This is a genomic window from Neisseria sp. HMSC061B04, assembly GCF_001836705.1.
Classification (GTDB): domain Bacteria; phylum Pseudomonadota; class Gammaproteobacteria; order Burkholderiales; family Neisseriaceae; genus Neisseria.
Genome location: NZ_KV830201.1, coordinates 18,837 through 31,357, shown reverse-complemented (window position 1 = coordinate 31,357; position 12,521 = coordinate 18,837). Strand labels below are relative to the sequence as shown.

The window sequence follows — 12,521 nt, the reverse complement described above, 5'->3', positions numbered from 1 at the left end:
GAGGCCGTCTGAAAAAGACGGTCAATTGGGGAAAGGGAAGCAGTGTGGCGTGTGAAGTATTTTTATTGATATGTTTTATGTTTGTTATTTTACTACTGATAATATGGAAATGGTTTGTCTTTGCTCAAATTAAAGTTTGTAAATGAAAAAAAGGCCGTCTGAAAAGGATAATCTGTTTTCAGACGGCCTGGGGGCAATAGTTTGAATGCGTTATGGTGTAGGATTGTTACTTTTGCCGCGCTTCAAATGTTTTTGGTAGGCGATGACGTAGTCGGCCTTGCTCAAGCCCGCCAATACGCGGATGTGGGCGGCGGCGGATTTAGACATGGATTCCAAGGTATAGCCGCCCTCCAGTACGGAAACGACACGTCCCTGACAGCTTGCCGTTGCTTGGACGATTTTGTGCGTCAGCCAGGCAAAATCGGCTTCATGCAGGTTCAGACGGCCTGTTTCGTCTTGTTTGTGCCCGTCAAAACCTGCCGAAAGCAACACTAACTCGGGGCGGAAGGCTGTGAGCTTGGGCAGCCATTGTTCGCGGATGGTTGTGCGGAAGATACGGCTGCCTGTGCCCGGTTTGAGGGGCGTATGCAGCATATTTTTATTTCCGGCGTATTGTTCCGCCTGAGGGAAGGGGAAGATGTCGGTTTCAAACAGGTTGAAAAACATCACGCGCGGATCGTCTTGGAGAATCTCCGCCGTACCGTCACCGAAGTGGACGTCGAAATCGATGACGGCGATGCGTTGCAGGCGGTATTGGGCAATGGCGTGCATCACGCCGGCGGCAACGTTGTTGATCAGGCAAAAGCCGCCGGCGCTGTTGCTGTGGGCATGGTGGCCTGGCGGGCGGATGGCGCAAAAAGCATGCCAGGCCTTTTTGTTCATCACCATGTCGACTGCCTTGACGACGGCGCCGGCCGCAAAACGGGCGGCTTGGAGGGAGTCGTGGCAGATGACGGTATCGTCGTCGATACGGTGGATTTTACCAGGGAGCGGCTGGGCGGCTTCCAACTCGTGCAGATAGTTGCGCGAGTGGACCAATGCCAGCTGCGCATCTTTGATTTCCGGTGCTTCGGCGGTTTGCAGGCGACGCCAAATGCCTTCTTGTTTTAAGGCGGTTTGAATGGCGCTGATGCGTTCGGGCCTGTCGGGATGGTTGGGCCCCGGCTGGTGCTGTAGGAATATCGGATGCGAAATCCATACGGTGCGGGCGTTTTTGCCAAACAAACGGCGCAGGCGGGTACTGATGCGCCAAAGGATTTTTTTGAACATGGAACAGTATGTGTCGGACAAGTCGTAAAGACTGCTAAATATGGTTAATAAATACGGAAATACTTGGAAATTTTTCAGACGGCCTTTAGAATAGCTCAATTTTGCAGTCCAACCAATGTGTTTGATTGCAGTGTGCAGTTTTTTACTTAATCTAAAACTTGAAAGAACGGATATATTATGAATCAAGCAGTGGCTCAATTTGCCCCTTTAGTGCTGATCATGGTGGTGTTTTACTTCCTGATTATGCGTCCTCAACAAAAGAAATTCAAAGCGCACCAAGCGATGTTGGCCGCTTTGAAAGTCGGCGATAAAGTCGTTTTGGCGGCAGGTTTCAAAGGCCGCGTGACCAAAGTCGGCGAGCAATTCTACACTGTCGATATCGGCCAAGGTGCGAAAATCGAAGTGGAAGTTGAGCGCAACGCAATTGCCGCGAAAGCCGAATAATCCGTTTTTTTGCAAAAAGCCGCCTCATTTTCCGAGCGCGGCTGTTTGCCTTTATAAATAAAGCAAAGGTTTACCATGAACCGTTATCCTTTATGGAAATACCTGCTGATTGCGTTCACGATTGTGGTTGCGGCTGTTTACTCGCTGCCCAACCTTTTCGGTGAAACGCCTGCCGTACAGGTATCGACCAACCGACAAGCCATCGTGATCAACGATCAAACCCAGTCTAAAGTGGATGCCGCGCTGAAGCAGGCAGGTATTCAGACTGATGGTATGTTCATCGTCGACAACTCGTTGAAAGTGCGTTTCAAAGATACCGAAACGCAATTGAAAGCGCGCGACGTCATCGAAAATACTTTGGGCGAGGGCTATATTACCGCGCTCAACCTGTTGGCAGACAGTCCTGAGTGGATGGCGAAAATCAAAGCCAATCCGATGTTCCTGGGTCTGGACTTGCGCGGCGGCGTGCATTTCACCATGCAGGTGGACATGAAAGCCGCGATGCAGAAAACGTTTGAACGTTATTCCGGCGACATCCGCCGCGAATTGCGCCGCGAAAAAATCCGTACCGGCACGGTGCATCAGACTGAAAACGGTCTGACCGTGCCTTTGCAAGATGCTGCCGATGTACAAAAAGCCTTGCCTCAGTTGCAAAAATTGTTCCCTGAAGCCACGCTGCTGCCGGACGGCAACAATATCGTGCTGACTTTATCTGAAGAGGCAATCAATAAAGTACGTTCTGATGCGGTGAAACAAAACATCAATACGTTGCACAACCGTGTGAACGAATTGGGCGTAGCCGAACCGGTTATCCAACAATCCGGCCTTGACCGCATTGTCGTACAGCTGCCGGGCGTGCAAGATACTGCTAAAGCCAAAGACATTATCGGCCGTACCGCGACTTTGGAAGTGCGCATGGTGGAAGACGATCCGATCAAACTGCAAGAAGCCTTGAACGGCAATGTGCCGACCGGTTACGAATTGCTGTCAAGCGGTGGCGATCATCCGGAAACCATCTTGGTCAACAAACAAGTTGAACTGACCGGCGACAACATCAACGACGCGCAACCTAGCTTTGACCAAATGGGCGCGCCTGCCGTGAGCCTGAGCCTGGATAGTGCGGGCGGTAGCATTTTTGGCGAATTGACTTCGGCCAATGTGGGTAAACGTATGGCTATGGTGTTGATCGACCAAGGTAAATCCGAAGTCGTTACCGCGCCAGTCATCCGTGCCGCCATTACCGGCGGCCGCGTAGAGATTTCCGGTAGCATGACGACAGCCGAAGCCAACGATACTTCATTATTGCTGCGTGCCGGTTCGCTGGCCGCGCCGATGCAGATTGTCGAAGAACGTACCATCGGCCCGTCTTTGGGTAAAGAAAACATTGAAAAAGGTTTCCACTCTACCTTGTGGGGCTTTGCCGCTGTTGCTGCATTCATGGTGATTTACTACCGCTTGATGGGTTTCTTCTCTACCATTGCCTTGAGTACCAATATCTTGTTCCTGGTGGGTATTTTGTCTGCCATGCAGGCAACGCTGACCTTGCCGGGTATTGCCGCCTTGGCCTTGACCTTGGGTATGGCGATTGACTCCAACGTGTTGATTAATGAACGTATCCGTGAGGAACTGCGTGCCGGTGTCGCACCGCAGCAGGCCATCAACCTCGGTTTCCAACACGCTTGGGCAACCATTGTCGACTCCAACTTGACCTCTCTGATTGCCGGTATCGCTTTGTTAGTATTCGGTTCCGGCCCGGTACGCGGTTTTGCGGTTGTACACTGTATCGGTATTCTGACTTCGATGTATTCATCCGTGGTCGTGTTCCGTGCTTTGGTCAACCTGTGGTACGGCCGCCGTCGCAAATTGCAAAATATTTCCATCGGTTCGGTATGGAAGCCGAAAGCTGAAATGGCAGAAGGCAAGGAGTAAAACATGGAATTATTTAAAATCAAACGCGATATTCCGTTTATGAGCTACGGCAAACTGACGACTTTTATTTCGTTGGTTACGTTTATCGCCGCCGTGTTCTTTTTGGTAACTAAAGGCCTGAATTTCTCCGTCGAATTTACCGGTGGTACGGTGATGGAAGTCCAATATCAGCAGGGCGTGGATGTGAATAAAACACGCGAACGCCTCGATACGCTGAAAATGGGCGATGTACAGGTTCAGGCATTGGGTACGAACAAGCACATCATGATCCGCCTGCCGAACAAAGAAGGCGTAACGTCTGCCCAGCTGTCCAACCAAGTGATGGATTTGCTGAAAAAAGACAATCCTGACGTTACCTTGCGCCAAGTCGAATTCATCGGCCCTCAAGTCGGTGAAGAATTGGTCACCAATGGTTTGATGGCATTAGGCTTCGTGGTGGCAGGTATCATTATTTACTTGTCCATGCGTTTTGAGTGGCGTTTTGCAGTATCGGCGATTATTGCGAATATGCACGATATCGTGATCATTCTCGGCTGTTTCGCCTTCTTCCAATGGGAATTTTCATTGACTGTCTTGGCAGGTATTTTGGCAGTTTTGGGTTATTCCGTGAACGAATCTGTGGTGGTGTTTGACCGTATTCGTGAAAACTTCCGTAAGCCGCATATGCGCGGCCACACTGTGCCGGAAGTCATCGACAACGCAATTACCGCTACCATGAGCCGTACCATCATTACCCACGGTTCGACCGAGGCAATGGTTGTTTCGATGCTGGTGTTCGGCGGTGCGGCCTTGCATGGCTTCTCTATGGCGCTGACCATCGGTATCGTGTTCGGTATTTACTCTTCCGTATTGGTTGCCAGCCCGCTCTTGCTGATGTTTGGTTTGAGCCGTGAGAACATTGCCAAAGAAGTGAAGAAAAAAGAAGAAGTGGTAGTTTAATCGCTGCAATAATTCGATAAAGGCCGTCTGAAAATTGATTGAATCAGTTTTCAGACGGCCTTTTGTATTTAAATTTCAGAATGTTTTGTTTTAATGAAATCAGAGGGGATAAATGTGAAAGAAAAAGAAAAAATAGGAACAATATAATTTTGTGATGAATCAAGTTTATTGTCTGATATGCCCTTAATTGCTTGTCAGTCCCAATATTTTAAAACATAATACTTTTGCCCCCGATGCTGGAGTTTTACTACAAGTACATGATTTGCAAAAAATCTGTCGGGTGTGCAGACCCTGCCAATCAACCTCAAAAAAGGAAGGTTAAGAATGAAAGTAACCAGTTTCGGCGAAGTGCTGTGGGACGATTTTCCAAACGGAAAGGTATTGGGTGGCGCCCCCTTGAATGTTGCTGTCCGTTTGCAGTCTTTGGGTATCGATGCTGCCATCATCAGCCGTCGCGGTGATGATGCCGACGGCGAGGAATTGCTGCGCCAGGTCCAAAGCAAAAACGTCAATACTGATTATTTGCAGGTTTGCCACGAATGCGCGACTAGTTTGGTAAAAGTGCATTTGGACAAGTCTGGCAGTGCGTCTTATGAGATTGTTTATCCTTGCGCGTGGGACAGGATTTCGAATGATAATGCGGCAATCAAACGAGTGGCGGAATCCGATGCTTTTGTTTTCGGCAGCTTGGTAACCCGTGACGAGGTTTCGCGTAAAAGCCTGGATGTTTTATTGAAAGAAGCCAAATTCAAAATTTTTGACGTTAATCTGCGCAAGCCGCATTACGATATTGCCCGCTTGTTGGAGACCATGAAACAGTCCGATATGGTCAAACTTAACGATGATGAGTTGTATGAGTTGGCTGCGGCTTACGGCTCTCCTTATCACAGTATCGAACAAAATATCAGCTACCTTGTTAAGCTGACGGGTGTTAAAATCTTGTGTGTGACTTTGGGCAGCCATGGCGCGGTTTTGTATAAGGACGGCGAGATGTACCGTCATTGCGGTTTCCGCGTTAAAGTGGTGGATACTGTCGGCTCGGGCGACAGCTTTCTTGGCGGTTTGACTTACAAGCTGCTCAATAATGCGCCTCCTCAAGAAGCCATTACTTTTGCTTGTGCGTTGGGTGCCTTGGTTGCTTCGCGTCATGGTGCAACGGCGGATATTTCTTTGGAAGAAGTTGAAGCGTTTATGAATCCTGCTTGATATTTTGACAAGAGACGTAAAAAGGCCGTCTGAAAACCATTAAATCAGGTTTTCAGACGGCCTGAGTATTTTCAGGCTTTACCAATAAGTGGTAAAACATTCCAAGTTGGTATTTTTCGGGCTGCTGCCTTCTTCGGTCGGCGAACCAATCATCATTAGGCCGATGATTTTGTCTTTGTCGGCACACTCAAATGCTTCGCGCAATAATGGGCTGTTGACCCACATGCCCGTAATCCAAACATTGTCGAAACCTTGAGCAGAAGCAGCCAGTTGTAAAGCATAGGCGGCGCATCCGGCAGTCAGCATTTGCTCCCATTCGGGTTTGGGTTTTGCCACTTCACGGTTTGGCACGAATGTAACGCCGATAATCATGGGCGCCATGTTGCCGACACGTTCGGCTTTTTTCATGGCGTCATCGCCGAAGTTGAGTTCGGTAACGGTCTTGCTCAAAAGTCCGCGGAAACGTTCCAAGCCGGCCTCGCTTTGAATCACAGTAAAGCGGAAAGGGCGCATATTGCCGTGATCGGGCACTTGGGTTGCCGCTTGCAGCATTTGTTCCAGTTGCTCGGCATTGGGTGCCGGAGCCGTCAGTTTTTTGGAAGAGCGACGTGTGGTCAGAAGATTTAAGGCATCCATGTTTTATTCTTTCTTGTGAACTTGAATGAGAATAATTATATAGCGGAAAGATAAATAAATCAGCAAAAGACTGAGGCCGTCTGAATTCAGGTTTCAGACGGCCTTTGGGTTTTACAGGATACCGTTGTTTTGCGTATTTTCAGTAATCAGTGCTTTGCTGAGTTCGTCGGCGGTGTAGCTCTTACCGCTTTCAAATACAAAGCTGTCGATATTATTGTTGGCAATATCATGGATGGTCAGGGTTTCGCCTGTATCTTTGATGGTTAAGACCCAATCATCGCCGGTTTTTAACTGTAAATCTTTCAGCGTGAGCCCTTCTTTGAAGTGGACTTGGGTATCGCTGCCACCATACGGATTAAATGTGTCATTGCCGCTGTTTCTGCCAAACATGATAACGGTGTTGTCGGCACCCGGATCGGTAATGGTGTCGTTGCCGCCGGCCGTATCGACGATGTTGATGCCGCGGCCCAAAGTAATGGTTTCATCGCTGCGGTTGCCCCTGTATTCGACAACAGAAGTATAACGCGACAAATCTAAATCGCTGTTGTCGCTATCGGCATGGATGGTGTGGTTGAGGTTGTTGTACACATCCCGGTTGAGTTCTTCAACGGGTTGGCCGGTGTATTGGACGATGTTTTTGTTGCCGATCATGTGCGGGATAGACAACTTGAAGTGGTTGATCAGCTCGCCCGTGCTGTATGAGGCATTGCCGTCAAACTGAAACTCGGAAATCGCACCATAAATGCCGCTTTGGTTTTTGATGGTTAGAACATCGTCTGTGCCTTTGATACGGATATGCCAAGTGTCGCCATCCAGCAGGGGTGGAGATACAAATTGGTTGCTGTCGGGCAGGTCGGCAATCCCGGTTTTGTCGTAACCTTTTTCAACGGTAATTTCAAGGTCGTCAAGGGTAATGCCGCCGCTAAATTTCACGGTGTTGGCGTTGAGCGTATGCAGGCCGGCCTCGTTGTCGAAACCGAAGTTGTAGTCGAAAATGGTGTCGTGTCCGTAACCTTTTCCGAAAACATAGGTGTCGTTGTGTTCGCCGCCTTCCAGATAATCATTGCCTGCGCCGCCGTCGAGTAAGTCTGCGCCTACATGGGCATAGAGTTTGTCGTTACCGTTGCCGCCGTAGAGTTTATCGTCGGAAGCGGGTTCGTTGCCGTAATAGGTTTCGCTGTGTTCGCGCAAGATGTCATCGCCGTCGTGGCCATAGAGGATGTCTCGGCCGTCGTTGCCGCCGTCGATTTCATTGTTGCCTGCATCGCCATGCAAGGTATCGTCGCCGTTTGTACCGACAAATTTGATGGTTTCAGCTTTCAGGGCTTGGAAGGCTTGTTGGAACTGCGCGGCAGTGTAGGTTTGGTCGCTGAACTGGAAACGGTCGATGGAAACGCTGCCATCTGCGCCGATTTGGTTTTGAATCAGGGCTGAACCTTGCTCCGACGTAATTTCCCAGCTTTGGCTGCCGTCGTCGTTATGAATGGTCTTCAGGTTGAGCTTGGCATTGTTCAGGCCGTCTGAAAACTTGAGGGTATTGATGCCTTGGTTGTCGATAATGGTATCGTTATCGCCGTAAATATAGGTATCGTTTCCGGCGCCGCCTTTCAGAATGTCTTTGCCGTTGCCGCCCACCAAAACATCATCGCCAGCATCGCCATTGATGGCATCGTTACCATCACCGCCATCCAGATAATCGTTGCCGTCGCCGCCATTGAGGTTGTCGTTGCCGCCCATGCCGTAAACGGTATCATCACCGCGTCCGCTGTTGAGGCGGTTGCGGCCTTCGTTGCCGGTCAGGATGTTATTGCTGTTGTTTCCGGCGGCAAAAATATTGGCTGTGCCGGTCAAAGTAACATTTTCAACGTGGGTGGCTGCAGTATATGAAATGCTGCTGAATACGGTGTCTTCGCCGCCGCCAGCTTGTTCGATAACTACGTCTTTTGCGTTATCAACATAGTAAGTGTCATTGCCGTCTCCGCCTTCCATGATGTCGGCACCGGCTTTGCCGTCGATAATATCATCGCCGGATGTGCCGATCAGGTGGTCATTACCGTCGCTACCATTGATAGTCTTACCGCTTTCGGTATGCTCAGTCAGGGAAATATTGAAATATTTGGCAAAGCTGTTCACATCCAGTTTTTGTGTGCCGATGATGAATTGGGAGACTGCCGGCGTTGTGCCGTTTTGCGTGTATTGGTTTTGGATGGTTAAAACGGCATTGCTGTTTTTCACGGCAATCAGCCAGTCTTGACCGCCGTTTTCGTTGTTTCGGACTTCGACGGTTAAATCGTTAAGGCTCAGGTCGGTATGGAAGCGGATGCTGTTGTGGCCTTGGTCGTCGATGATGGTGTCTTGTTCGCTTTTGGCAGAGAAAAGGTAGGTGTCGTCGCCTTCGCCACCCTCAAGCACATCGTTGCCTGCTTCGCCGTTGAGGGTGTCATTGCCTGTTTCGCCGAAAAGACGGTCGTTGCCTTCGCCGCCGTTGATGAAATCGTTGCCGCCGCCGCCGTAAACGATGTCGTCGCCACGCCCGCTGTTGAGGCGGTTGCGGCCTTCATTGCCGATGAGGATGTTGTTGCTGTTGTTGCCTGCGCCGAAGATGTTGGCCGTACCGGTCAAAACAAGGTTTTCAACGTAGTTGGGGAGGGTATAGCTGACGTTGCTGTAAACCGTATCATCGCCGCCGTTTGGGTCTTCAATGATTGTATCGTCGCTGCGGGTGACATAATAAACGTCATTCCTGGGCGTGCCTGTGGTTATTTGAGCAAGGGGGGGAGGTTGTAATTGCTCTGCATGTCGTAATTCAAATTGCGCATTGCGGATGCGGGTTGCTTTTTCGGTTGTCATGATATTTTCTTTAGATATTGATGAGAGTAACAAGGAAGTAAACGTATCCGGCATATGTCCGGTATTGCTTAATTTGTATTGTGTTTAGGCTATATATACTAGTGCCGAAATTTGATAAAAACAACAAAAACATTAAGATATGACAATAATTAGAGAGCCTTGTCGGGCCGTGTTTGCCGTCCCTTCTTTTACTAAATGGTTTTGCCTTGTTTGATTGTTTTGTGCCTTCTGTACCACACATTGATTTCTATAGTTTCAAACTATGAAGAGTGTAAAAAGGCCGTCTGAAAAAAAGAAGCAGGTTTCGCATTGCAAAACCTGCTTCTGATTTTTCAGACGGCCTGTCTGATTACAGCGTACGGGCAACTTCGACGATGTCGAAACATTCGAGTTGGTCGCCTTCCATAATCTCGTTGTAGCCTTTGATCATCAGACCACATTCGAAGCCCATGCGGACTTCTTTGACGTCGTCTTTGTAGCGTTTCAAAGAAGACAGTTCGCCGGTATGGATGACCACGTTGTTACGGATGAGGCGGACATGGGAATCGCGTTTGACCACGCCGTCGGTAACCATACAGCCTGCAATATTGCCGACTTTGGAAACGGAGATAACCTGACGGATTTCGACCGTACCGGTGACTTGCTCTTTTTCTTCCGGAGAGAGCATACCGCTCATGGCGGCTTTCACGTCGTCGATGGCATCGTAAATGATGTTGTAGTAACGGATTTCCACGTTTTCATTTTCGGCCAGTTTGCGTGCGGAGGCATCTGCACGCACGTTAAAGCCGATGATGAATGCGCCGGAAGCGATGGCCAAGTTGACATCCGATTCGGTAATGCCGCCCACGCCGCTGTGCAACACGTTCACTTTCACTTCGTCGGTAGACAGTTTTTTCAGGCTGCCCGCCAAAGCTTCGTAAGAACCTTGTACGTCTGCTTTGATGATGACAGACAAGGATTGGGCTTGGTTTTCGCCCATGTTGTTGAACATGTTTTCCAGTTTCGCGGCCTGTTGTTTGGCCAAGCGAACATCGCGGTATTTGCCTTGACGGAAGAGGGCGATTTCGCGCGCTTTTTTCTCGTCAGCCAATACCATTGCATCTTCGCCTGCATTCGGTACATCGGACAAGCCGAGGATTTCGACAGGGATAGATGGTCCGGCTTCATTGATGGCTTTGCCGTTTTCGTCAACCATTGCACGGATTTTACCGAATGCAGTACCGGCCAGCAGCATATCGCCTTTTTTCAGCGTACCGCTTTGCACCAAGAGGGTAGCAACCGCACCGCGGCCTTTGTCCAAACGTGCCTCAACGATGATGCCTTTGGCTGGTGCATCAACAGGGGCGGTCAGCTCCAAAACTTCGGCTTCGAGCAAGACGGCTTCGAGCAAGGCGTCGATATTGATGCCTTTTTTGGCGGAAACGTCGATAAATTGTACATCGCCGCCCCATTCGTCCGGCACGACTTCGTGCGCGGTCAACTCTTGGCGGATACGCTCGGGGTTGGCAGCCTCTTTATCGATTTTGTTGACGGCAACCACCATCGGTACGCCCGCTGCTTTGGCGTGGGCAATGGCTTCGATGGTTTGCGGCATCACGCCGTCGTCGGCTGCGACCACGAGAATCACAATGTCGGTTGCTTTTGCACCACGCGCACGCATGGCGGTAAATGCTTCGTGACCCGGAGTATCCAAGAAGGTAATCACGCCGCGTGGGGTTTCAACGTGGTATGCACCGATGTGTTGGGTAATGCCGCCCGCTTCGCCTTGTACCACTTTGGCACGGCGGATGTAGTCCAGCAGGGAAGTTTTACCGTGGTCGACGTGACCCATGACGGTAACCACCGGCGGACGCGGCAATGCTTCGGCTTCTACTGCTTCCACGCCTTCATCCAAGAATGCTTCAGGATCGTCGGCGGCGGCAGGTTTGCCGATGTGGCCGAGTTCTTCCACCACAATCAGGGCGGTGTCTTGGTCGATGGATTGGTTGATGGTGACCATCATGCCCATTTTCATCAGGGCTTTGACCACTTCGACGCCTTTAACGGCCATTTTGTGCGCCAAATCGGCAACGGTAATGGTTTCGGGAACCAAGACTTCGTGTACGACAGGTTCGGTCGGCGCTTGGAAGGCGTGTTGGTTCGGCTCGAGTTTGAGTTTCTTGCCTTTTTTGCCGCTGCGTACGCGCTCGTCGTCGCCGTTGCGTGCATTGTTGCGGTCGCGACCGCCTTTGCCGCCTTTGCCTTTGGCGTTGCGGCCTTGGTTCTCTTCGTCACGATCGCGGCGGTCGTCTTTTTTATTGCGCGCATTGTGTTCGGATTTGCCTTCGCCGGCTGAGGCTTTGGTTTTCTCGGCAGATTTGTTGCGTTCTCCTGATTTGGATTTGGCTTCTTTGGCAGATTTTGCTTCTTGCTCGGCCTGTTGTTTCATGGCTTCACGGCGCGCTTGACGCTCTTGTTTTTCTTTCAACAAAGCCTCTTGATGCGCACGCAGGGCGGCGGCACGACGGGCTTCTTCATCGCGTTGAGCCTGTTCTTCCTCGCTGACGACAGGTTGCGGTACGGCAGGCGCGGCAGGTTTGGCTGCCTTTTTCGCTTCTTTGCCTTTACCGCCTTTGTCTTGTTTGGCTTTAGCAGGTTTTTTGGCTTCGGCCGGTTTTTCAGCTTCAACGGATTTTTCAGACGGCTTGGTGTCTGCTTTGGCTTCTACTTTAGCTTCTACGGCTTCAACCGGTTTAGCTTCTTCTTTTTTGGCTTCGGCAGGCTTGCTTTCTGCTTTTGGTGCGGCTTTGGCTGCTTTCAGTCTGGCTGCTTCGGCCTCTGCTTTGGCGCGGGCTTCGGCTTTTGCGGCTGCTTCTGCTTCAGCTTTGGCTTTTTCTTCGGCAGCTTTGGCGGCTGCTTTTTCTGCTTCGGCTTTTTGGTTTTCAGCCGCTACTTTGGCTTTGGCTTCCGCGGCCAATTCTTCGGAAGAAGGAATGGTAACGGCACGGCTGCGGCGGCGTGTTTCCACTTTTACGCCGTCAACGGTGCTGACTTCGGTTTTTTTGCGGCGGATGCTGATGGTGCCGCTGTTGCTGCCGTTTTTCTTTTGCAGGTAAGCGGTCAGCAGTTGTTTGTCGTCAGTGGTCAGGCTGTCATTACCGCTGTTTTTGTTGACGCCGGCTTCTTTCAATTGTTTAAGCAAATCATCGACGGGGCGGTTTAGTTCGGCGGCAAATTGTGCTACGGTTGTATTACTCATTCAGTACCCC

Annotated in this window: 8 protein-coding genes; 4 read left to right on the top strand and 4 right to left on the bottom strand. The window is 50.3% G+C overall.

All coding sequences use genetic code 11. From position 1 onward, the window contains the following. Positions 1-210: 210 nt before the first annotated feature. Positions 211-1,269 (bottom strand): histone deacetylase family protein, encoded by a 1,059-nt coding sequence (locus tag HMPREF2661_RS07975; RefSeq protein WP_070823211.1) that lies wholly within the window; start codon positions 1,267-1,269, stop codon positions 211-213. Positions 1,270-1,446: 177 nt separating this feature from the next. Between HMPREF2661_RS07975 and yajC the strand changes: the two genes are divergently transcribed. The 4 genes from yajC to HMPREF2661_RS07955 all read left to right on the top strand — a co-directional run bounded on the left by yajC (position 1,447) and on the right by HMPREF2661_RS07955 (position 5,787). Beyond that, positions 1,447-1,713: a preprotein translocase subunit YajC gene (yajC, locus tag HMPREF2661_RS07970; protein WP_003675720.1), complete on the top strand. Its 267-nt coding sequence runs from the start codon at positions 1,447-1,449 to the stop codon at positions 1,711-1,713. Between the two features lie 75 nt (positions 1,714-1,788). After that, positions 1,789-3,642, top strand: a complete 1,854-nt coding sequence (gene secD, locus HMPREF2661_RS07965) for a protein translocase subunit SecD (protein WP_003745673.1) — start codon at positions 1,789-1,791, stop codon at positions 3,640-3,642. A gap of 3 nt (positions 3,643-3,645) precedes the next feature. Continuing rightward, positions 3,646-4,581, top strand: coding sequence for a protein translocase subunit SecF (secF, locus tag HMPREF2661_RS07960; protein WP_003686183.1), 936 nt, complete (start codon positions 3,646-3,648; stop codon positions 4,579-4,581). 324 nt (positions 4,582-4,905) lie between these two features. Further along, positions 4,906-5,787 carry a carbohydrate kinase family protein gene (locus HMPREF2661_RS07955; protein ID WP_070823207.1) on the top strand — a complete coding sequence of 294 codons (882 nt, stop codon included), beginning with the start codon at positions 4,906-4,908 and terminating at the stop codon, positions 5,785-5,787. 78 nt (positions 5,788-5,865) lie between these two features. Here HMPREF2661_RS07955 and HMPREF2661_RS07950 read toward each other — a convergent pair whose 3' ends face one another. From HMPREF2661_RS07950 to infB, 3 genes are all read right to left on the bottom strand, one after another. After that, positions 5,866-6,423, bottom strand: coding sequence for a nitroreductase family protein (locus HMPREF2661_RS07950; protein ID WP_070823204.1), 558 nt, complete (start codon positions 6,421-6,423; stop codon positions 5,866-5,868). A gap of 111 nt (positions 6,424-6,534) precedes the next feature. After that, the gene (locus HMPREF2661_RS07945) at positions 6,535-9,273 is read right to left on the bottom strand and encodes a calcium-binding protein (RefSeq protein ID WP_070823201.1); all 2,739 of its coding nucleotides are present in this window, start codon (positions 9,271-9,273) and stop codon (positions 6,535-6,537) included. Positions 9,274-9,622: 349 nt separating this feature from the next. After that, a complete protein-coding gene (infB, locus tag HMPREF2661_RS07940; protein WP_070823198.1) occupies positions 9,623-12,511 on the bottom strand; it encodes a translation initiation factor IF-2 in 2,889 nt (962 codons plus the stop codon). Positions 12,512-12,521: the final 10 nt, after the last annotated feature.